Source organism: Geodermatophilus normandii (assembly GCF_003182485.1).
Taxonomy (GTDB): Bacteria; Actinomycetota; Actinomycetes; order Mycobacteriales; family Geodermatophilaceae; genus Geodermatophilus; species Geodermatophilus normandii.
Genome location: NZ_QGTX01000001.1, coordinates 1341547 through 1364478 on the forward strand (window position 1 = coordinate 1341547; position 22932 = coordinate 1364478).

Genomic DNA, 22932 nt, shown 5'->3' on the forward strand with positions numbered 1-22932 from the left:
GCGGGGAACGCGAGCTGGGACGGACCTGGGGGTCCGGGTCACGCACTGTCGGCGAGCAGCGCGGGCGCCCGCTCGACCAGCGCCCGTTCGTCGGCGTAGGCCAGCCGGCCGGCCAGCTCGTCGAGGGGGACCCAGGCGACCTCGGTCACCTCGACGTCGGCGTCGGACAGCGCGCCACCGATGGCCCGCAGGAGGAAGTGGTGCACCGTCTTGTGCACGCGGCGGCCCTCGGCGACGAACCAGAAGTCGATGATCCCCAGCGGGGCGAGCACCTCGCCGATGATCCCGGTCTCCTCGGCGACCTCCCGGACGGCGGTGTCCTCCGGGGTCTCGCCCTCCTCGATGTGGCCCTTCGGCAGCGACCACAGGAGCCGGCCACGGCGGTCGGTGCGCCCGATGAGCGCGGCGCGGGGGCCGGTCAGGGGGTCGTCGGCGACCACGAGGCCCCCGCGGAGGTCTCGTCGACCCGGCGCAGGCGGCGACCGGGACGCCCTCGTCCGCCGGTCCCTGCCATGCGAGGAGGGTAGCGCGAGCCGCGCCACTACCCTGGCTCGTCGTGTCCGGAGAGCCGCAGAGTCGTCCGGCCGGCGGGGGAGTCCCGCCGGCGGTGCAGCAGACCGTGCGCGAGCTGGTGGACGTCTCCCCCGTGCTGGTCGAGCTGGGCGAGCGCTTCGCCGCCGCCGGGTTCGAGGTGCACCTGGTGGGTGGTTCGGTGCGCGACGCGCTGCTGGCCGCGGGCGGGGACGCGGCGCCGGGCGGCGACCTCGACGTCACCACCGACGCCCGGCCGGAGCAGGTGCTGGAGCTGCTGCGGGGCTGGGCGGGTTCCACGTGGAACCAGGGGATCGCCTTCGGCACCGTCGGCGCGGAGGTCCGCGGCACCCGGCTGGAGATCACCACGTTCCGCGCCGACCGCTACGACCGGGAGTCGCGCAACCCCGAGGTGGCGTGGGGGACCTCGCTGGCGGAGGACCTGGCCCGCCGGGACTTCACGGTGAACGCCATGGCGGTGTCGCTGGGACCCGACCGCACGGTCACCGACCCGTTCGGCGGCCTCGGCGATCTGCTCGCCCGCCGGCTGCGGACCCCGGGCGCGGCGGCGGACTCCTTCGCCGACGACCCGCTGCGGATGCTGCGGGCGGTGCGCTTCGTCGCCCAGCTCGGCCTCACGCCGGCCGACGACGTCGTCGAGGCGATGACCGCCATGTCCGGCCAGCTGGCCCGCATCACGCCGGAGCGGGTGCAGGCCGAGCTGTCCAAGACGCTGCTGCAGGACGCCCCCCGCGCGGGGCTCGAGCTGTTCGTCTCCACCGGCCTGGCCGACGTCGTCCTGCCCGAGCTGCCTGCGCTGCGCATGGAGATCGACGAGCACCACCAGCACAAGGACGTCTACACGCACTCGCTGACGGTGCTCGACCAGGCGATCGCGCTGGAGCGGGCCGACCCCGACGCCCCGTCGCCGGACCTGGTGCTGCGCCTGGCGGCGCTGCTGCACGACATCGGCAAGCCGGCCACCCGCCGGCACGAGCCCCGCGGCCGCGTCTCCTTCCACCACCACGAGGTGGTCGGCGCCAAGCTCGTGCGCAAGCGGCTGACGGCGCTGCGCTACCCCAAGGACGTCGTCGAGGCGGTCGCCCGGCTGACGTTCCTGCACCTGCGCTTCCACGGGTACGGCCGCGGGGAGTGGACCGACTCCGCGGTGCGCCGCTACGTGACCGACGCCGGCGACCTGCTCCCCCGCCTGCACAAGCTGGTCCGCTCGGACTCCACCACGCGCAACCGGCGGCGGGCCGCGGCGCTCTCGGCCACCTACGACTCCCTCGAGCAGCGGATCGGTGAGCTGTCGGTGGCCGAGGACCTCGCGCGGGTCCGGCCCGACCTCGACGGCAACGCGATCATGGAGCTCCTCGGACTCCCGCCCGGCCGCGAGGTCGGCGAGGCGTGGCGGTTCCTCAAGGAGCTCCGCCTCGAGCGCGGCCCCCTCGAGCGCGACGAGGCCGAGGCCGAGCTGCGCGCCTGGTGGGCCGCCCGCGGCTGACTCACCCGCGCGGGTCATCCCGCCCGCCGGCCCCTCCCCCGCCCGCCGTCCCCCGGTAGGACGGACGGCCGGACCACGGGACGGGGACACGGGTGCACGGGGCGGGACAGCAGGGCGGCGGACGGCCGCCCGTGCCGCCGGCCCTCCCGACGTCGCCCACCGGGCGGGTGCCGCAGTGGGTGCTCGACCAGGCGACCGGCCGCGCCGTCGACCCGGCACCGTGGCGCGCCTGGGAGGGCGGCCCGCCGCTGCCGTCGCGCCGCCGGTCCCCCGCCGTCCGCGGGGTGCTGTCGGTCGTCCTGGTCCTGGTGCTGGGCCTCGGCGCCGCGGTGCTCGCCGGCCCCCGCCCGTGGCCGTGGGAGTCCGCGTACGACTCCTCGACCCCCGACCGCGGCGGCGTCCCGGGCACGGGGGCGACGGCCGACCGGCCCACGCCCGGCCGCGAGGAGGCCGCCGCACCGCTCGGCACGCCGCCCGCGGCCCCCGACACCGGCACGTACGCCTTCGTGCAGACCCAGCCCGGCGGGACCGATCCCGTCGCCTACGACCCCTGCCGGCCGGTCCACTGGGTCATGCGGCCCGACGGGGCCCCGCCGGGGGCTCCCGGCCTGGTGGAGGAGGCGCTGTCCCGGCTCTCGGCCGCCAGTGGCCTCCGCTTCGTCCACGACGGCACCACCGACGAGGCCTGGTCGGAGGACCGGGCCGCCTTCCAGCCCGCCCGCTACGGCGACCGCTGGGCGCCGGTGCTGGTGAGCTGGGCGACGCCCGGGGAGGTCCCCGCCCTGGAGGGCACCGTCGCGGGCGTCGCCGGGAGCCAGGCCGTCACGGCCGGTGGGCCGTGGGTCTTCGTCACCGGCACGGTCACGATCGACGCCGGCTGGGCCGATGGCCCGGCCCGGTCCCCCGACGGGCGGGCCGAGGTCCGCGGGGTGCTCATGCACGAGTTCGGCCACCTGGTGGGCCTCGACCACGTCCACGACCCCGCCGAGCTCATGGCCCCGGAGTACCGGGGGCAGGAGGACTTCGGTCCCGGCGACCTCGCCGGGCTGGCCCGGCTCGGCCGCGGTGCCTGCGCGCCGGACCTCTAGGCCCGCGCCACTCGGCGGCTGCCGCGCAGGAACGCGACGGCGGTCAGCCCGTACACGGCCGCGACGGCGACCAGCACCGGCACCGAGACCCCCGAGGGCGGCAGCACCAGCGCCCCGGCGACGAGCGCCGCGACGTAGGTGACGTTGACCAGCGTGTCGTAGACCGAGAACACCCGGCCGCGGACGTCGTCGCCGAGGGACTCCTGCAGCGTCGTGTCCACGCAGACCTTCACGCCCTGGGCGACGAAGCCGAGCACGAAGCCGCCCGCCACGACCGCCGGCGGCGCGAAGGCCGCCCCGAGCAGCAGCTGCAGCGCGCCCCCGCCGGCCAGCAGCAGCGCCGTCCACCGACGGCGGCCCAGCCGGCGCACCGCGGCCGGGGTGACCAGCGCCGCGAGCAGGGTGCCCACCGCGCCGGCGGCGACGACCTGGCCCAGCCCGACCAGCCCGCCCGGGAACAGCGGCCCGGACCCCTCGCGCAGGGGACCGCGGTAGAGCAGCAGGGACACCAGCGTCAGCAGGCCGTAGCAGACCCGGTGCCCGGCGATGGCCAGCAGCGCGGCTGCGGCCGGCGGGTGCGCCGCCACGGACCGCGCGCCGTCGGCCATCCCGGCGACGACCTGCCGCGCCGTCAGCCGGGCCGAGCGGGTGGCGGTGTCCGGGCCGAGGTCGCCGCGGCCGAACCCCGCGGCGGTCGCGGCGGCCGCCAGGTGGGGCAGCGCGGCGCACAGCGCCACGGCCGCGTAGCCGGCGTCCCCGGCCGGCGCCAGCTGCACCAGCCCGACCGCGACGCCGCCGCCGACGACGGTGGCCACGGCGCCGGACGTCGTCGACAGCGCGTTGGCGGTCACCAGCGTCCCGGCGTCGGCCGTGTGCGGCAGCGCGGCCGACAGCGCCGACAGCACGAACCGGGTGACCGAGAAGACCGCGAGCCCGGCGACGGCGAGCGGCAGGCCGCCGGCCCCGGTGAGCACCAGGGCGCCGACGACGGCGACCATCCCGGCCCGCAGCAGGTCGGCGTGCACCAGCACCTGCCGCCGGCTCCACCGGTCCAGCCAGACGCCGGCGAACGGGCCGAGCAGCGAGTAGGGCAGCAGGAGGACGGCGAAACCGGCCGCGACGGCGAGCGGATCGGTCGCCCGCTGGGGGTTGAACAGCACGGTCCCGGCGAGGGAGGCCTGGAAGATCCCGTCGCCGACCTGCGCGGACAGCCGGGTGAGGAACAGCCGGCGGAAGTCGGGACGGGTCAGCAGGTGCCGCACGGTGGGGGCGGCCCGCTGCACCGGGTCACCCTACGGCGCGGGCTCGACCTCCCCCGGGCGCCGGACTGTTGCACACTGGACGGGATGTCCCAGGTGCCCTCGTCACCCGATCCCGAGCCCGGCCCGCCGATCCGGCCGGTCGCGGGCCGACGTCGCGCGGCGGTGCCCCGGCTGTCGACCGGCACCCTCGACGACGTCGTCCCGGGCTCGCTGCTGGTCGCGATGCCCGCGCTCACCGACCCGAACTTCGCCGGCACCGTCGTCTACGTGCTCGACCACAACGACACGGGCACGCTCGGCGTCGTCCTCGGCCGGCCCAGCCAGGTCGAGATCCGCGACGTGCTGCCCGGCTGGTGCGACCTGGCCGTCGAGCCGGGGGTCTTCCACGTCGGCGGCCCCTGCGAGACCGACACCGCGCTGTGCCTGGCCAGCTGTCCCGGCACCGCGGCCGAGGGCGCGGGGCTGCGGCGGGTGGCCGGCGACGTCTACCTCGTCGACCTCGACGCCGACCCCGACGCCCTCGACGGCGGCCTGGCGGGCCTGCGGGTGTTCGCCGGGTACGCGGGCTGGTCCCCCGGCCAGCTGGCCGCGGAGATCGCCGAGGGCGCGTGGGCGTGCGTGCCCGGCACCCCCGGCGACGTCCTCAGCGACCTGAGCGGCCCGCAGCTGTGGCGCGCGGTCCTCACCCGGCAGACCGGCCGGCTGGCCGTGCTGTCGACGGCTCCCGCGGACCCGTCCGCCAACTGATCCGCCGGACACGCCGGGACCGTCCGTCCGGGTGAGGCGCGCGGCGACCGGATCTGGTAGGAAGGACCCCGGAGGGGGCGGTCTGGGGAAGAGGCCGCCCCCTCCTCCCCTGTCCGGACCCGGGCCCTCCTAGATCCCGACGGCCGCCGCCACCTCCGGGTGTGCCGCCGCGTCCACCGTCCGGCCGTCCTCCGGGAGCGCGATCGTCCGCGGCCCGTGGTCCGACAGCGTCACCGTGACCTCGTCCTCCTGGCCCGGCAGCGGGGTCGTGTACTGCAGCAGCAGGCCGCTGGTGTCGTCCACGGCCACCGACCAGCCCGCCTCGCCGGCGTACACCGTGGCCAGTCGCCGGTCGATCGAGCGCTGGCCCTCCCAGGTGTGGTCCCCGCCGCGGAAGGCGGCGGCGTCGTCGGCCTCCGGGGCGGCGAGGTTGAGCACCGCGGTCACGAGGACGTCGGTCAGCGGCACGGCGTCCGGGCCGGTCGCCACCGGGCGGCGCACGAAGGGGACGTCGGGCAGGCCGGCGGCGGCCAGCGCGTCCGTCAGCCCCGGCACGTCGCCGAACCAGATCTGCTCGCGGGTGAAGAACAGCGTGCGGACGTCGTCGGGACGCTCGTCGCCGTAGGAGGTCACCGCCTGGGCGCGGCCGGCGGAGCCGTCGAAGTCGACCTCGCCGGTGAGCGTCAGCAGCCCGCCGTCGCCGAAGGGCGCGGTGACGACGACGTCCGCGCCGCCCTCCTCGGTGTCCCGGGCGAGCAGGCCGGCGAGCACCCCCGCCTCCTCGGCGGTCACCGGGTCACCCGGCTGCCGGTCGGCCTCGGGGTCGGAGCAGCCCGCGAGCAGCACGCCGAGCGTGACCAGCGCGGACGCGAGCAGGCGGCGCGGCATGGCGGTCAGCGTAGGCAGCCCGGCGGCGTCGACGGCGTCCCGACAGGCCCGGACGGCACAGGGCCCGTCCCCCGGAGGGGAACGGGCCCTGTGGTGTCACCAGGAGGTGCTCAGCGCTCGACGTCGCCGCGGATGAACGCCTCCACGGCGTCGCGCGCCTCGCTGTCGCTGTACTGCACCGGCGGGGACTTCATGAAGTACGACGACGCCGACAGGATCGGGCCGCCGATCCCGCGGTCCAGGGCGATCTTCGCCGCGCGCACGGCGTCGATGATGATCCCGGCCGAGTTGGGGGAGTCCCAGACCTCGAGCTTGTACTCCAGGTTCAGCGGGACGTCACCGAAGGCACGACCCTCCAGGCGCACGTAGGCCCACTTGCGGTCCGACAGCCAGGGCACGTGGTCCGACGGGCCGATGTGCACATTGTCGGTGCCCATGTCGCGGTCGACCTGGCTGGTGACGGCCTGCGTCTTGGAGATCTTCTTGGACTCCAGGCGCTCGCGCTCGAGCATGTTCTTGAAGTCCATGTTGCCGCCGACGTTGAGCTGCATCGTGCGGTCGAGCTGCACGCCGCGGTCCTCGAACAGCTTGGCCAGCACCCGGTGGGTGATGGTCGCGCCGACCTGGCTCTTGATGTCGTCGCCGACGATCGGGACGCCGGCGGCGGTGAACCTGTCCGCCCACTCCTTCGTCCCGGCGATGAACACCGGCAGCGCGTTGACGAAGGCCACACCGGCGTCGAGGGCGGCCTGCGCGTAGAACTCGGCGGCCTGCTGCGAGCCGACGGGCAGGTAGCAGACGAGGACGTCGGCACCGGACTCCCGCAGGGCGGCGACGACGTCGACCGGCTCCTCGTCGGACTCCTCGATCGTGGCCCGGTAGTACTTGCCCAGGCCGTCGAGGGTCGTGCCGCGCTGCACCGTCACGCCGAGCGGCGGCACGTCGGTGATCTTGATGGTGTTGTTCTCGCTGGCGACGATGGCCTCGGAGAGGTCGCGGCCGACCTTCTTGGCGTCGACGTCGAACGCCGCGACGAACTGCACGTCGGAGACGTGGTACTCGCCGAAGCGGACGTGCATCAGCCCGGGCACCGAGGTGGTCTCGTCGGCGTCGCGGTAGTAGTGCACCCCCTGGACCAGCGAGGCGGCGCAGTTGCCGACGCCGACGATGGCGACCTTGACAGCTCCCATTGCTTTCCCTTCTCCGTGGACCAGTGGTCCGTGTCGCGGGACCGTTCCGGTCCTGGCGGTGGCTGCCGGCGGGCTGGACAGCCGTCGTGCCTGCAGTGCGGTGGTGCGCGGGTGCGGTGGTGCGCGGTGCCGAGGAGGCGGGCGTCACCCGTCGCCGGTCGGCGGGGGGTCGTCCCCCGGCCCCGCGTCGGACCGGCGTCGCTCGCCGTCGGTGCGCTCGCTGTCGATGAGCTCGGACAGCCAGCGCACCTCCCGGTCGACGGAGTCCAGGCCGTGGCGCTGCAGTTCCAGCGTGTAGCGGTCGAGCCGTTCGCGGGTCCGCGCCAGTGAGGACCGCAGGCCGTCCCGCTGCCGTTCGACCGTGCGGCGGCGCCCCTCGAGGATGCGCAGCCGCACGTCGGCGGCGGTGTGCCGGAAGAAGGCGAGGTGGACGCCGAAGAGCCTGCCGTCGTCGTACGCCTCGGGACCGGCCTGGCTGACCAGCTCCGCGAAGCGTTCCTTGCCCTCCGCGGTGATCGTGTAGACCACCTTCCCGCGCCGGCCGGTGAGCGGCGGTGCGTCGGCCGGCAGCGGTGCGTGCCGGTCGGGCTCGTCGGTGGTGACGAGCCCGGCGGCGTACAACCGCTTGAGCGCGGGGTACAGCGAGCCGTAGGAGATGCTGCGCAGGCCCCCCAGCACCTCCGCGAGCCGTTTGCGCAGCTCGTAGCCGTGCATGGGGGACTGCTGCAGCAGTCCGAGGATGGCGAACTCGAGCATCTCGCCCCCCGTCGGCTCCTGCCGGTCGATGTATCGAGACGATACATCGGAGGGTGAACGGGTCGGCAACCCGAGGCTGTCGCCCGATCGGGGAGCCCGCCCGCCGTCGCTCGCGGCAGGGGCCGGGGGGTCGCGCACCTGCGTACATTGGCGGCCGTGCCCGGACGTCGCTCCGTCGTCGACTACTCGCTGCAGCGGCGGGCCGTCCTGGCCGACGTGAGGTCCGGCCGCACCGGCCTCTTCGAGGTCTGCGACGCCGGCCCGTACCTCACCCGCGCGGCCCGCTACCACGGCCGGCAGACCGACGTCCCGTGCCCGGTCTGCCGTCGGGAACGCCTCACCCTGGTCAACTACGTCTACGGTGAGGGGCTGGGCCACGTGTCCGGGCAGGCGAAGACCGAGGCGGAACTCGCCCGGATGGACGCCGCGCAGGAGGAGTTCTCCGTGTACACCGTCGAGGTGTGCCGCGGGTGCGGGTGGAACCACCTGGACTCCTCCTACGTCCTCGGAGCCGAGCCCGAGCCGGGGCGGCAGCCGCGCCGGCGCCGTCGCACCGCCACGGACTAGCGCCGCCACGGGCTGGGCCGCGGGGCCGGCGGTCGCACACCGGCGGACCCGTCCGTCACACCCGTCCCGGGGGGACGGCGCACCCGCGCGTCCTCCCCGGGCACCACAGGTAACGACGCCACGCTGGGCCGGACCCGATCCGCCCACCGACACCCGAGGAGGGGCTCCCTGGTGCCTCCCCACGACGAGACCACGCCGGTCGGGCCGGCCGGCGGCCCGCCGCGGCGCCGACCGGCCGGCCGCACGCCCGCCGGCGGCGCCGCCGGCCGTGGCCGGACGAGCGCGTCCCGGTCCGGGGGCTCCGGCGGCTCGCGCCCCGGCGGCTCGCGCCCCACCGGCGCGCGTCCCGCGGGCGGCAAGCCCGGGGGCACGAAGGCCCGCACCAAGAAGCAGCGGCGCCGTCGCCGGCTGAAGATCGCGCTGGGCACCCTGCTGGGCCTGTTCCTCCTGCTCGGCGTCTTCGTCGGCGTCGTCTACGCCACGACCGAGGTCCCCGACCCCGGCTCGGTGCAGAACTCCCAGACGACGGTCGTCTACTACGCCGACGGCACCACCGAGATGGCCCGGCTCGGCGACACCAACCGCACCAACGTGGCGCTCACCGACGTCTCGGAGGCCGCGCGCAACGCCGTGCTCGCCGCGGAGAACCGGAACTTCTACTCCGACCCGGGCATCTCCTTCACCGGCATCGTGCGGGCGGCCTGGAACAACCTGACCGGCGGCTCGACGCAGGGTGGCTCGACGATCACCCAGCAGTACGTGAAGAACGCCTTCCTGACGGCCGACCAGACGTTCAGCCGCAAGTTCCAGGAGCTGTTCCTCGCGGTCAAGCTCGACAACGAGTACTCGAAGGACGAGATCCTCGAGAACTACCTGAACACCATCTACTTCGGCCGCGGCGCCTACGGCATCGAGGCGGCTGCCGACACCTTCTTCGGTGTCCCCGCCGCCCAGCTGACCCCGCAGCAGGGTGCGGTGCTCGCCGTCCAGATCCGCAGCCCCAGCTCCTACGACCCCGAGAGCAACCCGGAGGGTGCGCAGGACCGCTGGGGGCTGGTGCTCGACGCGATGGTCGAGGAGGGCTGGATGACCCAGGCCGACCGCGACGCGTCGGTCTACCCGCAGGTCCTCCCCCGGCCGGAGTCCTCCGCGCTGGGCATCCCGACCGGCTCCGAGGGCCTGGTCGTGTCGCAGGCGATCAGCGAGCTCGAGGCCCGCGGCTACTCCGACGAGCAGATCCGGGCCGGTGGCCTGCGGATCACCACGACCGTCGACAAGCCCACCCAGGACGCCGCGCTCGCCGCCGTCGCCGAGGTGATGGACGGTCAGCCGGACAACCTGCGGCAGGCCCTGGTCGCCGTCGACCCGCGCACCGGCGGGGTCCGGGCCTACTACGGCGGGGACGTCGGCGCCGGCGACGGCGCGGTCGACTACGCCCAGAGCCGCCGGCAGCCCGGCTCGTCGATGAAGCCCTACGTGCTGGCCACCGCGCTGGAGCAGGGCATCAGCGTGACCTCGCGCCGGGACGGCAGCTCGCCGCAGACCTTCCCCGACCGTGACGCCCCGGTGCGCAACTCCGGCGGCGCCTCCTGCCCGGCCTGCACCCTGGTCGAGGCGATGACCCGCTCGCTGAACACCACGTTCTACGGGCTGGCCTACGAGGTGGGTCCGGAGAACGTCCGCGAGACGGCGCTGGCCGCCACCGGCATGCCGGACACCTGGCCGGCCAACGGCGGGCTGCTCGACGACAAGCCGACGCTGGCCGCGCCCGACTCCGGCGTCACCGGCTCCTCGATCGGCATCGGCGAGTACGAGATGCGCCCGATCGACCAGGCCGCCGGCTTCGCCACCTTCGCCAGCGGCGGGGTGCGGCACGACGCGCACTTCGTCAGCCGGGTCACCGACACCGCGGGCGCCGTGCTGCTGGACAACAGCGCCCCGGCCGGTGAGCAGGTGATGAGCGAGGAGGTCGCCAACGACACCACCTACGCGCTGGAGGGCGTGGCGCAGTACTCGCGCCGGGCGCTCGACGGCGGCCGCGAGGTGGCCGCCAAGACCGGTACGCAGGGCATCGACGCCGACGACAACTCCGACGCCTGGATGGTCGGCTACACGCCGTCGCTGTCCACCGCGGTCTGGATGGGCACCGACGGTTACCAGCCGATCCGCAACGCCGACGGCGCGATCATCTACGGCGCCGGTCTGCCGGGCGCCATCTGGCAGCAGTTCATGGACACGGTCCTCGAGGGCACGCCGGAGGAGGACCTGCCCGACCGGCCCAGCATCCGCGGCGACACGGGCGAGGGCGTGCCGGAGCCGGTCGTCGAGCCGGCGACGCCGACCACCCAGTCCGCGCCTCCGACCCAGTCGACGCCGTCCACCCCGGCGCCGTCGACCCCGGCCACCCCGACCGAGACCGTGCCGCCGGACGACGGGACCGACGAGGAGCCGCCGAACGACGAGACCGGCGGCGGAGGCGGGGGCGGAGGCGAGGGCGGAGGCGAGCCGCAGCAGCCGGACACGGGGCAGATCCCCCAGCAGCCCCCGAACGGCCCGGTGAACGGAGGGGCCACGGCCCCGCCTCCCGCGGGCAACGGGAACGGCCAGAACCAGCCCGGTCAGCCGGCGCCCACGACCCAGCAACAGCCCCAACCGGCCGGCTGACCCGCCCGGGCACACTGACGCAGGTGAGCTCCTCCCCCACGGGCCCGTCCGCCCCGGCGCCACCGCCGGCGGACGGGCCCGCGGCGTTCCCGGCCCCGGCGCTGGTGGGCCGGGGCCGCCCCGACCGGGTGGTGCCGACCTGGTCGGACCCGGTCGCCGCGCAGGCCTCCGAGGCGGTCGGCGGCCCGTGGGGACGGCACGCGGTCACCGGCCGGGCCCTGTTCTGGACGCCGCTGCGGGTCTGCCTGCTCTACGCCACCGTCGTGCTGGCCGGGGCGTGGCTGAAGCAGGCGCCCTGCTCGGACGGCAACTGGGCGGGCTCGGTGCAGTACACGCACCTCTGCTACTCCGACACCGTCCCGCTGTTCACCCTGCACGGCCTGGACACCGGGGCGGTGCCCTACCTCGACTCCGGCGTGGAGTACCCGGTGCTCACCGGGGCGTTCATGGCGCTGGCCGCCGTCCTCGGCCGGGTCTACGGCGACCTCGCGACGGCGGCCGGCCTGCTGCCGCAGGTCCCGGCGGTGCAGTCCTACTACGTCGCCACCTGCCTGCTGCTGAGCGTCTGCACGTTCCTGCTGGTCCGCGGCGTGCTCGCCCTGGCCGGGCGGCGGCCGTGGGACGCGGCGACGATCGGCCTCTCCCCGTTGCTGCTGGTGCACGCGTTCACCAACTGGGACCTGTTCGCCGTGGCGCTGGCCACCGGCGGCCTGTGGGCCTGGGCGCGCTCCCGCCCGGTGCTCGCCGGGGTGCTGCTCGGCCTCGGGGTCGCCGCGAAGTTCTACCCGCTGCTGCTGCTCGGCGCGCTGTTCCTGCTCTGCCTGCGGGCCGGCCGGCTGCGCGAGTGGCTGCGCGCCGCCGTCGCCGCCGGGGCCGCCTGGCTGGTCGTGGACCTGCCGGTCGCGCTGCTGGCGCCGCGGAACTGGTCGCTGTTCTTCCGGCTCAACACCGCCCGCCCGGCCGATCCCGACAGCCTGTGGAACGTCCTGATCACCGCCTCCGACGGCCGGTTCCTCGACGGCCCGCTGCCCGAGGGCACCCCGCCGGTGCTGCTCAACACGGTCGTGGCGGTCTGCGTGCTGCTCGTCGTCGCCGCGCTCGGCTGGCTGGTGCTGCACGCCCCGGTGCGGCCGCGGGTGCCGCAGGTGGCCTTCCTGCTGCTGGCGGCGTTCCTCCTCGTCACCAAGGTCTGGAGCCCGCAGTACTCGCTGTGGCTGCTGCCGCTGGCGGTCCTCGCGCGGCCGCGCTGGCGCGCGCTGCTGCTGTGGCAGGCGAGCGAGGTCGTGCTCTGGGTGCTGCGGATGCTCTGGTACCTCGGCACGGAGGACCGCGGGGTCGGCGTCGAGTGGTTCTTCCTCGCGGTGCTCGCCCGCGACCTCGCCGTCGTCGTGCTCATGGGCCTCGTCGTGCGCGACGTCCTGCACCCCGACGAGGACGTCGTCCGCACCAGCTGGCCCGGCGTCGACGACCCCGCCGGCGGCCCGCTCGACGGCGCTCCCGACCGGGTCACCCTCCGCCGCCGGATCGAGGCATAGGGAGCGATGCCCACGTCCCGGCGCGGAGGACGTGGGGAGCGCCTCCTATGCCTCGCGCAGCGCCTCGCGGACGAGCGCGACCTCCTCGGCGTGCGACGCGGCGTCGCCGGGGGTCTCCAGGACGACGGGGCAGTCGGCGGCCCGGGCGACCTCGAGCAGCAGCTCCAGCGGGATCTCGCCGCCGGTCAGGGGTGCGTGCCGGTCGCGGCCCGAGCCGTGCGGGTCGCGGCTGTTGTTCAGGTGCACGAGGTCGACACGGCCGGTGACCGCGCGGACGTCGTCGACGGCGGTGGCGAGGTCCCAGCCGGCGGCCCACGCGTGGCAGGTGTCGAGGACGAAGCCGGCGCCGAACTCCCCGACGGCGTCCCACAGCCGGGCGACCGCGCCGAGCTCGCGGGCCATCGCGTTGTCCCCGCCCGCGGTGTTCTCGATGAGCAGCGGTAGCGGGAAGCCGCCGTCCTCGGCCTGCCGGGCGAAGGTCTTGCGCCAGTTGTCGAAGCCGGCCGCCGGGTCGTCCTTGGCCAGCACGTGGCCGCCGTGCACGATCATCCCGCGGGCGCCGATCGCCGCCGAGGCGCGCGCGTGCACCGCCAGGTTCTTGCGGCTGGGGATGCGGATCCGGTTGTTGGTCGAGGCCACGTTGAGCACGTAGGGCGCGTGCACGAACACGGCGACGTCGGAGGCGAGCAGGTCCTCGGCGTCGGGGCGGGGCAGCGGTGCCTTCCAGCCCTGCGGGTCGCCGAGGAAGACCTGCACGCCGTCGGCGTCCATCTCGGCCGCGCGCGCCAGCGGGCCGCCGGCGTCGAGCTCGTTGTCCTCCGTCAGGCCGGGGCCGACGTGTACGCCGATCGGGTGCTCTGCCACCCCGGCGACACTAGTTCCGCCCGCGACGGCGACCCAGCCGTATCGCGTGGGTCACGTCCTCGTTGGGATCGGTGACACCACGACCGGCCGGCAGGGACGCCGGCCGACGAGGAGGGGCAGCGGGGATGACGACGGGGACGGCGGGCACCGGCAGGATCCGGCGCTCCGCGCGACGCGCCCTGGCCGCGCTGGCGCTGGTGTGCGCGTCGGTCCTGGGCGGTGCGGTCCTGCCGGCGCCCGCCGCGGACGCCGCGCCGTCGGCCACCGTCGACATCCGCGACCTCACCCCTCCCCTGGTCTCGGTCGACCCGGGCGGGTCGGTCACCTTCACCAACCGGATCGAGCCGAAGGCCGTGCAGGTCGGTGGGGGCGGACCGCTGCCCTCGCTGGTCACCGTCGAGGTGTTCACCGACGTCACCCTCGGCCTGCCGTCGGGCAGCAGGCCGTTGCCCGAGGACGCGAGCGTCACCGAGCGGTTCGACAGCACCTGCCTGACCTGCACGATCACCTACACGTACCGGGTCGTCGTCCCGGACACCCCGCTCGTCGGCAGCGTCCTGGACACCGTCACCACGCGGGCGCTGAGCACGCTGCCGCAGGACCAGCTGGTCACGTACGACGGGCAGCGGACGACGGTGCGGATCGGCGTCCCGACGCCGTTCCTCGTCACCACGCTCGTGCCGCTGCCGGACCTGCCGTCGGTGGACCTCCCGTCGCTGCCCCCCGTCGACGTCCCGCTGCCCTCCCTGCCGTCCCTGCCGGCGCCCGTGCCCACCCCGCCGACGACGGCCCTCCCGCCCGTCCCCGCCCCCGCGGCGCCGCACGCCTCCGGCGTGGACGGGACGGGCTACTCCTACGAGCTGGGTGGCGGCGCCGCCGAGATGGCCCCCGCCGGTGGCGGTGCCGCGGCCTTCGACCCGTCCCGCCTGCCGGGCGCGGCCGGCGGCACGGGCACCGGCGCGGCGCGCGGCGCGGCCGGCTCCGGTGCCGGCGGGATCCCGGGCGGCTACGACGGCGCCGCCGTGCCGGTCTTCGGTGCCCTCGACGGCGCCGCCCTGGACGAGGAGAGCATCACGGTCACCGCCGACGGCGCCCCGGCCGGCCCCGCGCTGCCGCTGCCCGCCCTCCTCGCCGTCGTCGCCCTGGCCGGGGCGACCGCCGCGCTGGTCCGCACGCACCTGGGCGTCCGCGCCCGCTGACCCCCGCGGCCGCGCTGGTACCCTCGAACCGCGCGTCCCGTGTGCCGACCCGGCGCACAGGGCGCGCGACGCGTGTTCGACCCTCCTGCTGCAGACGTCCTGCAGCCGCCACAGACCAGAGGAGGTGGGGTTCTCCGTGCGTCGCTACGAACTGATGGTCATCCTCGACCCCGACCTGGAGGAGCGCACGATCGCTCCCTCCCTCGACCGGTTCCTGACCGTCGTCACCAACAGCGGTGGCACCGTCAAGACCGAGATCTGGGGCCGGCGTCGCCTGGCCTACGAGATCAACAAGCACGTCGAGGGCATCTACGCCATCGTCGACATCCAGGCCGAGCCGGCCGCCGTCGCCGAGCTCGACCGGCAGCTCAACCTCAACGAGTCGGTCCTGCGCACCAAGCTCATGCGGCCCGAGGTCCACTGAGCATGGCCGGCGAGACCGTCATCACCGTCATCGGCAACCTGACCTCCGACCCCGAGCTGCGGTTCACGCCGTCCGGGGCCGCGGTTGCCAACTTCACCGTCGCCTCGACGCCGCGCACCTTCGACCGGCAGTCGCAGGAGTGGAAGGACGGCGAGGCGCTCTTCCTGCGCTGCAACGTCTGGCGGCAGGCGGCGGAGAACGTCGCCGAGTCGCTCACCCGCGGCTCGCGGGTCATCGTCTCGGGGCGGCTCAAGCAGCGCTCCTTCGAGACGAAGGAGGGCGAGAAGCGCACCGTCATCGAGCTCGAGGTCGACGAGATCGGCCCCTCGCTGCGCTACGCGACCGCCAAGGTCACCCGGGCCGCCCGTGGTGAGGGCGGCGGCTTCGGTGGCGGTGGCGGCGGCTTCGGCGGCGGCGGCGGGGCGAGCGACCCCTGGTCGACGCCGGCCGGCCCGTCCGACGAGCCTCCGTTCTAGAAGGACCCCCTCGCCCCCCACGCCTGGCTCCGCTCGGCGCGGGACCCTGCGAGAGGGCCACCCACACACCACACGTCGTACCCAGTCGTTCTGGAGAACCCAGTGCCCAAGCCCCCCGTGCGCAAGCCCAAGAAGAAGGTCTGCCAGTTCTGCAAGGACAAGGCGACCTACATCGACTACAAGGACACGACCCTGCTGCGGAAGTTCATCTCCGACCGCGGCAAGATCCGTGCCCGCCGCGTGAGCGGCAACTGCAGCCAGCACCAGCGGGACGTCGCCACGGCCGTCAAGAACAGCCGTGAGATGGCCCTGCTGCCCTACACCTCGACGGCGCGCTGACCATGAGCACCACGAAGCTGATCCTGACGCAGGAGGTCACCGGTCTCGGGTCCTCCGGTGACACCGTGGAGGTCAAGGGCGGGTACGCCCGCAACTACCTCCTGCCCCGCGGCCTGGCCATCCTGGCCACCCGCGGTGCCGAGAAGCAGGTCACCTCGCTGCGCCGCGCACGTGCCGCCCGTGAGGTGCGGTCGCTCGAGGAGGCGCAGGCCGTGGCCGGCCGCCTCTCCGGCCTGACCGTCCGCGTCCCGGCCCGCGCCGGCGACGGTGGCCGCCTCTTCGGCCGCGTCACCACCGCCGACGTGGCCGCGGCCGTCACCGCCGCGGGGGGCCCGGAGCTCGACCGCCGTCGCATCGAGCTGCCGAGCAGCATCAAGACCACCGGCCAGCACGCCGTCACCGTGCGGGTGCACCCGGAGGTCACGGCGACCCTGCCCATCGAGGTCGTCGCGGGCTGATCCCGCAGCACCAGCACCGCCCGTGAGGGGCGCCGGACACCCCGTCCGGCGCCCCTCGCTGCGTTGCTCCCCCCGACCGCCTGCTCCCTCCGACCGCCTGCTCCCCCCGACCGCCTGCGTCGGCCGTGACGGCTGTGGAGGGCGGGGCGACACGACACGCCCGGCGTGTCCGCCACGCCGACTTTCTCCTGTCCACAGCCCGTGCACGGACCCTGCGCAGGTGACACCCGCAGGACCGCGGGATGAGCGGTCGGTGTCCCGGCCGTCTCCACATGTCGACTCGGGCTGTCCACCGACTTGTCCACAAGTTGTGCAGAACGCGGCCCACACGGGTGTTGGACGGGTCCGTCCCCGCTTCCTACCGTCGTCCCCGGCGCCGGGACGCCACGGAACTGTCGGTGGCTCCCGGTAGCAACGTCCTCGAACGCGTGTTCGAGTGGCACGTGGAACGTCCTGGTGCTTCCCCCACCGGGCCCCGGCCGGGCGGCCGGGGTCTGTACGTGCGCGTGCCGACGAGGAGAGGGAGGTACCGAGGTGGCGGTGGCCGACGACTTCAGCCGGCCGCAGGCGACGGCGCCGGCGTACGACCGGCAGCCCCCGCAGGACGTCGCGGCGGAGCAGTCGGTGCTCGGCGGCATGCTGCTGAGCAAGGACGCGATCGCCGACGTCGTCGAGGTGCTGCACGGCGCCGACTTCTACCGGCCGGCGCACCAGGTGATCTTCGACTGCATCCTCGACCTCTACGGGCGGGGTGAGCCGGCCGACGCGATCACCGTCGCCGCCGAGCTCAACCGCACCGACCAGCTGTCGAAGATGGGTGGCGCGGTCTACCTGCACACCCTGATCGCCTCGACGCCGACGGCGGCCAACGCCGGCTACTACGCCGCCATCGTGGCCGAGCAGGCGGTGCTGCGGCGGCTGGTCGAGGCCGGCACCCGCGTGGTCCAGCTGGGCTACGGCGCGGCCGGCGGCAAGGGCGACGTCGACGACATCGTCGACCGCGCCCAGCAGGAGATCTACGACGTCACCGAGAAGCGCATGAGCGAGGACTACTCGCGCCTCGAGGACGTCCTGCAGCCCACCATGGACGAGCTCGACGCCATCGCCTCCCGCGGCGGCACCGCCCGCGGCGTGCCCACCGGGATCCGTGACCTGGACGAGCTGACCAACGGCCTGCAGGCCGGTCAGATGGTCGTCATCGCCGCGAGGCCGGGTGTGGGGAAGAGCACGCTGGGGCTGGACATCGCGCGGTCGGCCACGGTCAAGCACCACATGCCGGCCGTCATCTTCTCGCTCGAGATGAGCAAGCACGAGATCACCATGCGTCTGCTGTCGGCCGAGGCGAAGGTGCCGCTGCACCACATGCGCGCCGGCACGCTGTCCGACGAGGACTGGTCGAAGCTGGCCCGCCGGATGGGCGAGGTGGCCGACGCGCCCCTCTACATCGACGACTCACCGAACATGACGATGATGGAGATCCGGGCCAAGGCCCGGCGGCTCAAGCAGCGCAACGACCTCAAGCTCGTGGTCATCGACTACCTCCAGCTGATGACCTCGGGCAAGCGCGTCGAGAGCCGCCAGCAGGAGGTCTCGGAGTTCTCCCGTGCGCTCAAGCTGCTGGCGAAGGAGCTCGAGGTCCCGGTCATCGCGATGTCGCAGCTGAACCGTGGGTCCGAGCAGCGTCAGGACAAGAAGCCGATGCTCTCCGACCTCCGCGAGTCCGGCTCCATCGAGCAGGACGCCGACATGGTCATGATGATCCACCGCGAGGACATGTACGAGAAGGAGTCCCCGCGGGCCGGCGAGGCCGACATCATGCTGGTCAAGCACCGCAACGGCCCCACCGCGAACGTCACCGTCGCCTTCCAGGGCCACTACAGCCGCTTCGTCGACATGGCGAACTGAGCGCCCCGCCCACCGCCGAGGCCCCGGGACCGCACGGTCCCGGGGCCTCCGTCGTGTCACGGGTCGGCAGACCGGCATCCGCGACGGCGTGCGGCCCGGAACGGTCCCTCACGGTGTTCCCGTGATCGCCTTGTGATCCGAGCCACTCCCGATTACCAATAGGCGTCCCTCCCTTCCACCTGGAGATGCCTTGCAGCAACGACGCTGGCACCGCGCGACCTCGTCGCTCATCGGTGCACTGGCCTTCACGGCCGCTCTCTCGGTCACCGCGCCCCCCGCGCTGGCCACCCCGGACAAGGCCGAGCCGCTGTCGGTCTTCCCGTCCGACAGCCTCACCGTGCGCGACCCGGCCCAGCTGACCGGCCGCCGGGTCAACCTGCCGACGCAGGGCTGTGGCGCGGCCATCACCTGCGGCCTCGTGCAGCAGCTCAACCAGCTCGACGGCTTCGACCTCGACCCGCGGATCGCCGTCCGGTTCGACTCCGCCGTCGACCCGGCGCAGGCCGCGGCCCAGATCACCGTCCAGCAGGCGAACGGCGGCTGGCGCACCGGCGTGGACCGGGTCGTCTGGGACCCGGCCACGAACACGCTCTACGCCCACCCGGCCGAGCAGCTCGCCCCCGGCACCACCTACCGGCTGCGCGTGCAGGGCGGCCCGGCCAACAAGTCCATCCAGGACACCTTCACCACCCTCAGCGCGACCGACGGCCTGCTGGACCTCCGCCGCCAGATCGACAGCGGCGAGGCGTTCCGCGCGGTCGGCATCACCCGGCCGGGGCTGCAGGTCCAGGGTGCCTTCCCCGCGACGGGGACGACGGTCACCTGGGCGACCGACCGCGGCGTCACCGATCCGGCCCCCGCGCCCACGCCGGTCCCCACGGCCGCCATCGGGGGCACGATCGTCTTCGGCGACTTCCAGGCCCCGTCCTGGCTCACCCCGGACGTCACCATCCCGCAGACGCCGACCCGGGACGGCGGTCCCCGGCCCGTCGAGGCCGAGCGGCTGCCCTTCGTCGCCGTCCTCCCGCCGGGCACCCCGCCGGCCGGCGGCTGGCCCGTCGCGGTGTTCGGCCACGGGTTCACGAGCTCGACGAACGCCGTGTTCCTCGCGGCGGTCGAGAACGCGAGGAACGGCATCGCCACCATCGGGACCAACGTGGTCGGTCACGGGTTCGGTCCGGACAGCGCCTGGAGCGTCACGAGTGGCGGCCGGACGACGACCATCCCGGCCTACGGGCGGGGGATCGACCAGGACCGTGACGGCGACGTCGAGGCCAGCGAGGGCTCGTCGGCCACCGGCGCGTCCGCGGCCCAGTCCTCCCGGGACGCGCTGCGGCAGACCGTCGCCGACAACATGACGCTGATCCGCTCGCTCGGCGGCACCGACGTCGACGGCAACGGGACGCCGGACCTGTCCGGCCGGAACGTGACCTACTTCGGTCAGAGCTTCGGCGGCATCTACGGCACCATGCTCACCGGTGTCGACCCGGCGGTCACCCGCTCGGTGCTCAACGTCCCCGGTGGCCCGATCAGCGAGATCGCCCGGCTGTCGCCGGCGTTCCGGCCCCTGACCACGGCCTCGCTGCTGGCGGCGGGGCTGCTCAACAGCAACGACGCCTCCCGGAACTTCTTCCAGGAGCAGATGCCCCTGCGCGGTGAGGGCCCGGTGACCCTCACCGTCCCGGGAGCGGCGGCCATCCAGGAGTACCTGGCCCGGTCCACCTGGCTGTCCCGCCCGGGCAGCCCGGAGACCTTCGCCCCGCTCATCCGGCCCGAGCGGGTCCTGGTCCAGGTGGCCTTCGGCGACCGGACGGTGCCGAACCCGACGTCGTACACCCTCGTCGACGCCGGGGACCTGTGGTCGCGGACGAGCCTCTACCGGAACGACAAGACGGCGAACGCCGCGAACAACCCGCACGGCTTCCTGCTGCAGGTCGTCGCACCCCCGCCGGCGCAACCCCTGCCCGCAGCCTTCCAGGGTCAGGCCCAGGTGGCGGCCTTCCTCGGCCAGGGGCAGGTCATCGACCCGGACGGCGCCGGCCCCGTGTGGGAGGTGCCGATCGCCGACCCGGCGACGCTGCTGCAGCTGAACTTCCCGCAGCCGGCACTGCGGCCCTGACCGGCCGCTGACACACGGAGGGGCCCGGGACGCGATCAGCGTCCCGGGCCCCTCTGCGTGCGCGGTGGTTACGCGGCGGCGGCCATGGCGGCCTGCTCACGGAGGAGCGCGCGGCGGACCCTCGGCTTCCCGGTGGTCATCTTCCACAGCTTGGCCACCTGCGAGGGCAGGTTGCGCGCCGTCGTGTTCTGCAGCCAGCCGTTGGGCAGCGACAGCCGGATGATCTTGTGCCAGGCCGAGCCGACCTGCTGCGGCAGCGGCGCCGTGTGGTAGTTCAGGCCGTAGCGGTCGAACAGGTCACGGATCTTCGGCGCGATCTCGGCGTACCGGTTGCTCGGCAGGTCCGGGAACAGGTGGTGCTCGATCTGGTGGGACAGGTTCCCGGTCAGGACGTGCATCGCCTTGGAGCCGGAGATGTTGGCCGAGCCGAGCATCTGCCGCAGGTACCACTCGCCGCGGGTCTCACCGTCGATCGACTTCTTCTCGAAGGTCTCGACACCCTCGGGGAAGTGGCCGCACAGGATCACCGAGTTCGACCACAGGTTCCGCACGATGTTGGCGGTGAAGTTGGCCGCCAGCGTGGCGACGAAGTTCGGGCCCGACAGCAGCGGGTGGATCAGGTAGTCCTTGCGCACCTGGCGGCCGATCTTGACCAGCACCTGCTTCGCGCGCCGGCGGAACTCCGGGTCGCCGGTCTGCTTCTTGGCGATGACCGCGCCGAGCTCGAGGTCGTAGGCGGCGATCCCGTACTCGAAGAAGCAGGCGTTGATGAAGCTCCACAGCGGCTGGCCGAGGTACATCGGCGTCCACGGCTGGTCCTCGTCGACGCGCATGATGCCGTAGCCGAGGTCGTTGTCCTTGCCGATGACGTTCGTGTACGTGTGGTGCAGCTCGTTGTGCGAGTGCTTCCACTGCTCGGCCGGGCTGGCCATGTCCCACTCCCACGTCGTGGAGTGGATCTTCGGGTCACGCATCCAGTCCCACTGCCCGTGCAGGATGTTGTGCCCGATCTCCATGTTCTCGAGGATCTTGGCGATCGACAGGCCGATGGTCCCGGCGATCCAGGCCGGCGGGAACCCCGACGCGAGCAGGACGGCGCGGCTGCCCAGCTCGATCTTGCGGTGCACGTCGATGACCTTGCGGATGTAGCGCGCGTCGGACTCGCCGCGGCTGTCCATCACGCCCTGACGGATCTCGTCGAGCTCCTTGCCGATGAGCTCGACGTCCTCGGGGGTGAGGTGCTCGATGGGGTTGACGGGCTTCTTCTGCAGGACGGTCATGCGGTGCGGCTCCTCGGGTCCGGAGGCGGTCAGTGGTCGATGTCGCAGGCGCCGGCGGCGGCGCTGATGCAGGTCTGGACGAGGACGCCGTCGCCGGGGGCGGCGGTGGTGACCTCGCCGGTGCGCAGGTCGCGGACGGCGCCCTCGTGCAGGGGGAGGACGCAGCCGTAGCAGATGCCCATGCGGCAGCCGCTGGGCATGAGGACGCCGGCCTCCTCGGCGGCGTCGAGGATCGGGGTCGCGCCGTCGGCCTCGACCGACGTCCCGTTCTTCGTGAACGTGACCGTGCCGCCCTCCCCGGTGACCAGCACCTTCGGGCGGAACCGCTCGGTGTAGAGCCGGTCGGCGATCCCGGCGGCGGCCCAGTGCTCCTCGAGCGCCTCGAGCATGCCGACCGGACCGCAGGCCCAGGTCGCGCGCTCGGCGAGGTCGGGGACGAGGGCGGCGAGCGCGGCGGCGTCGAGCATCCCGGCGGTGTCGGTGTGCTGCTCGACCAGCCGGATCCGGCCGTCGGCGGCCAGCTGCCGCAGTTCGGCGCCGAAGACGACGTCGTCGGCGGTGGGCGCGGAGTGCACGAGCACGACGTCCGTGAGCTCGGGGTGGTTGCGCAGGATGCCCATCACCGGGGTGATGCCGGAGCCGGCGGTGACGAACAGCGCCTTGCCCGGCCGCTGTTCGGGCAGGCAGAACTCCCCGGTGGCCTGGTCGAGCTGCACGATCGTGCCCGGCCGCGTGTCGCGGACCAGGTGGTTGCTCACCTTGCCGCCGGGGATGGCCTTCACCGTGACGGTGAAGCAGCCGTCGGTGCGGCCGAGGTCGGAGGTGATCGAGTAGGCGCGCCACATGCGGACGCCGTCGACGTCGATGCCGATGCGCACGTACTGGCCGGGCCGGTGCGGCCGCCAGTCGGCGCCCGGGCGGATGACGACGGTGGCGGCGTCGCGCGTCTCGGGCAGCACGGCCTCGATCCGGCCGCGCAGGGCGGCGCCGGAGCGCAGCGGGTCGACGAGGTCGAGGTAGTCGGCCGGCAGCAGGGGCGTCGTGACGAGCTCGGCGACGCGCAGCACGCGGTCGCGCAACACCCGCAGCGCCGGCTTGGCCGCCGACGGGCGCGGAACGGTCGCGGTCATGTC

General features: G+C 74.2%; 21 protein-coding genes. 13 read left to right on the forward strand and 8 right to left on the reverse strand.

Translation table 11 applies throughout. The features are described from left to right. Positions 1-38: 38 nt before the first annotated feature. Positions 39-440 (reverse strand): NUDIX hydrolase, encoded by a 402-nt coding sequence (locus tag JD79_RS06615; RefSeq protein ID WP_211307890.1) that lies wholly within the window; start codon positions 438-440, stop codon positions 39-41. A 116-nt stretch (positions 441-556) separates the two neighbouring features. Here JD79_RS06615 and JD79_RS06620 point away from each other — a divergent pair, with 116 nt between their 5' ends. Both JD79_RS06620 and JD79_RS06625 read left to right on the forward strand, forming a co-directional pair. After that, positions 557-2038, forward strand: coding sequence for a CCA tRNA nucleotidyltransferase (locus JD79_RS06620; protein WP_245899830.1), 1482 nt, complete (start codon positions 557-559; stop codon positions 2036-2038). A gap of 131 nt (positions 2039-2169) precedes the next feature. Continuing rightward, a complete protein-coding gene (locus JD79_RS06625) occupies positions 2170-3126 on the forward strand; it encodes a matrixin family metalloprotease (protein ID WP_110004872.1) in 957 nt (318 codons plus the stop codon). Here the strand turns inward: JD79_RS06625 and JD79_RS06630 are convergent. Next, positions 3123-4409 carry an MFS transporter gene (locus tag JD79_RS06630; RefSeq protein WP_110004873.1) on the reverse strand — a complete coding sequence of 429 codons (1287 nt, stop codon included), beginning with the start codon at positions 4407-4409 and terminating at the stop codon, positions 3123-3125. The two genes, JD79_RS06625 and JD79_RS06630, sit on opposite strands and share 4 nt — an antisense overlap. Positions 4410-4472: 63 nt before the next feature. Between JD79_RS06630 and JD79_RS06635 the strand changes: the two genes are divergently transcribed. Further along, complete coding sequence (locus JD79_RS06635) at positions 4473-5135, forward strand: YqgE/AlgH family protein (RefSeq protein ID WP_211307891.1); 663 nt, start codon at positions 4473-4475, stop codon at positions 5133-5135. Between the two features lie 129 nt (positions 5136-5264). Here the strand turns inward: JD79_RS06635 and JD79_RS06640 are convergent, their stop codons facing one another. The 3 genes from JD79_RS06640 to JD79_RS06650 form a co-directional block, all read right to left on the reverse strand. Next, positions 5265-6023: a hypothetical protein gene (locus tag JD79_RS06640; protein WP_110004874.1), complete on the reverse strand. Its 759-nt coding sequence runs from the start codon at positions 6021-6023 to the stop codon at positions 5265-5267. 110 nt (positions 6024-6133) lie between these two features. Beyond that, positions 6134-7213, reverse strand: coding sequence for an inositol-3-phosphate synthase (locus JD79_RS06645; protein ID WP_110004875.1), 1080 nt, complete (start codon positions 7211-7213; stop codon positions 6134-6136). Between the two features lie 144 nt (positions 7214-7357). Next, entirely contained in the window at positions 7358-7969 is a 612-nt protein-coding gene (locus JD79_RS06650; protein ID WP_110004876.1) for a PadR family transcriptional regulator, read from the reverse strand. Between the two features lie 156 nt (positions 7970-8125). Between JD79_RS06650 and JD79_RS06655 the strand changes: the two genes are divergently transcribed. From JD79_RS06655 to JD79_RS06665, 3 genes are all read left to right on the forward strand, one after another. Then, positions 8126-8536, forward strand: coding sequence for a DUF5318 family protein (locus JD79_RS06655; RefSeq protein WP_110004877.1), 411 nt, complete (start codon positions 8126-8128; stop codon positions 8534-8536). 171 nt (positions 8537-8707) lie between these two features. After that, positions 8708-11200 (forward strand): transglycosylase domain-containing protein, encoded by a 2493-nt coding sequence (locus JD79_RS06660; RefSeq protein WP_170149138.1) that lies wholly within the window; start codon positions 8708-8710, stop codon positions 11198-11200. Between the two features lie 23 nt (positions 11201-11223). Continuing rightward, positions 11224-12735: a glycosyltransferase family 87 protein gene (locus JD79_RS06665; protein ID WP_110004878.1), complete on the forward strand. Its 1512-nt coding sequence runs from the start codon at positions 11224-11226 to the stop codon at positions 12733-12735. Between the two features lie 45 nt (positions 12736-12780). Here JD79_RS06665 and JD79_RS06670 read toward each other — a convergent pair whose 3' ends face one another. Next, on the reverse strand, positions 12781-13599 hold the full coding sequence (locus JD79_RS06670) for a deoxyribonuclease IV (RefSeq protein ID WP_110004879.1): 819 nt from the start codon (positions 13597-13599) through the stop codon (positions 12781-12783). Between the two features lie 125 nt (positions 13600-13724). Between JD79_RS06670 and JD79_RS06675 the strand changes: the two genes are divergently transcribed. From JD79_RS06675 to JD79_RS06705, 7 genes are all read left to right on the forward strand, one after another. Then, positions 13725-14798, forward strand: coding sequence for a hypothetical protein (locus JD79_RS06675; protein ID WP_110004880.1), 1074 nt, complete (start codon positions 13725-13727; stop codon positions 14796-14798). A gap of 136 nt (positions 14799-14934) precedes the next feature. Next, positions 14935-15222 (forward strand): 30S ribosomal protein S6, encoded by a 288-nt coding sequence (rpsF, locus tag JD79_RS06680; protein ID WP_110007499.1) that lies wholly within the window; start codon positions 14935-14937, stop codon positions 15220-15222. Between the two features lie 2 nt (positions 15223-15224). After that, entirely contained in the window at positions 15225-15698 is a 474-nt protein-coding gene (locus tag JD79_RS06685; protein ID WP_110004881.1) for a single-stranded DNA-binding protein, read from the forward strand. 102 nt (positions 15699-15800) lie between these two features. Further along, positions 15801-16037 carry a 30S ribosomal protein S18 gene (gene rpsR / locus JD79_RS06690; RefSeq protein WP_073422051.1) on the forward strand — a complete coding sequence of 79 codons (237 nt, stop codon included), beginning with the start codon at positions 15801-15803 and terminating at the stop codon, positions 16035-16037. 2 nt (positions 16038-16039) lie between these two features. Continuing rightward, a complete protein-coding gene (gene rplI / locus JD79_RS06695) occupies positions 16040-16495 on the forward strand; it encodes a 50S ribosomal protein L9 (RefSeq protein WP_110004882.1) in 456 nt (151 codons plus the stop codon). A 540-nt stretch (positions 16496-17035) separates the two neighbouring features. Further along, on the forward strand, positions 17036-18400 hold the full coding sequence (gene dnaB, locus JD79_RS06700; RefSeq protein ID WP_245899832.1) for a replicative DNA helicase: 1365 nt from the start codon (positions 17036-17038) through the stop codon (positions 18398-18400). 190 nt (positions 18401-18590) lie between these two features. Continuing rightward, the gene (locus JD79_RS06705) at positions 18591-20519 is read left to right on the forward strand and encodes an Ig-like domain-containing protein (RefSeq protein ID WP_110004884.1); all 1929 of its coding nucleotides are present in this window, start codon (positions 18591-18593) and stop codon (positions 20517-20519) included. Between the two features lie 68 nt (positions 20520-20587). Here JD79_RS06705 and JD79_RS06710 read toward each other — a convergent pair whose 3' ends face one another. Both JD79_RS06710 and JD79_RS06715 read right to left on the reverse strand, forming a co-directional pair. Further along, positions 20588-21799, reverse strand: coding sequence for a fatty acid desaturase family protein (locus JD79_RS06710; RefSeq protein ID WP_110004885.1), 1212 nt, complete (start codon positions 21797-21799; stop codon positions 20588-20590). A 29-nt stretch (positions 21800-21828) separates the two neighbouring features. Beyond that, complete coding sequence (locus JD79_RS06715) at positions 21829-22929, reverse strand: ferredoxin reductase (RefSeq protein WP_110004886.1); 1101 nt, start codon at positions 22927-22929, stop codon at positions 21829-21831. Positions 22930-22932 lie beyond the last annotated feature (3 nt).

What these genes read in the sequence shown, in the direction of transcription:
- JD79_RS06635 (WP_211307891.1), top strand. Translation starts at nt 4,473, where the DNA reads ATGTCCCAGGTGCCCTCGTCACCCGATCCCGAGCCCGGCCCGCCGATC.
- JD79_RS06640 (WP_110004874.1), bottom strand. Translation starts at nt 6,023, where the DNA reads ATGCCGCGCCGCCTGCTCGCGTCCGCGCTGGTCACGCTCGGCGTGCTG.
- JD79_RS06645 (WP_110004875.1), bottom strand. Translation starts at nt 7,213, where the DNA reads ATGGGAGCTGTCAAGGTCGCCATCGTCGGCGTCGGCAACTGCGCCGCC.
- JD79_RS06650 (WP_110004876.1), bottom strand. Translation starts at nt 7,969, where the DNA reads ATGCTCGAGTTCGCCATCCTCGGACTGCTGCAGCAGTCCCCCATGCAC.
- JD79_RS06675 (WP_110004880.1), top strand. Translation starts at nt 13,725, where the DNA reads ATGACGACGGGGACGGCGGGCACCGGCAGGATCCGGCGCTCCGCGCGA.
- JD79_RS06685 (WP_110004881.1), top strand. Translation starts at nt 15,225, where the DNA reads ATGGCCGGCGAGACCGTCATCACCGTCATCGGCAACCTGACCTCCGAC.
- rplI (WP_110004882.1), top strand. Translation starts at nt 16,040, where the DNA reads ATGAGCACCACGAAGCTGATCCTGACGCAGGAGGTCACCGGTCTCGGG.
- JD79_RS06710 (WP_110004885.1), bottom strand. Translation starts at nt 21,799, where the DNA reads ATGACCGTCCTGCAGAAGAAGCCCGTCAACCCCATCGAGCACCTCACC.
- JD79_RS06715 (WP_110004886.1), bottom strand. Translation starts at nt 22,929, where the DNA reads ATGACCGCGACCGTTCCGCGCCCGTCGGCGGCCAAGCCGGCGCTGCGG.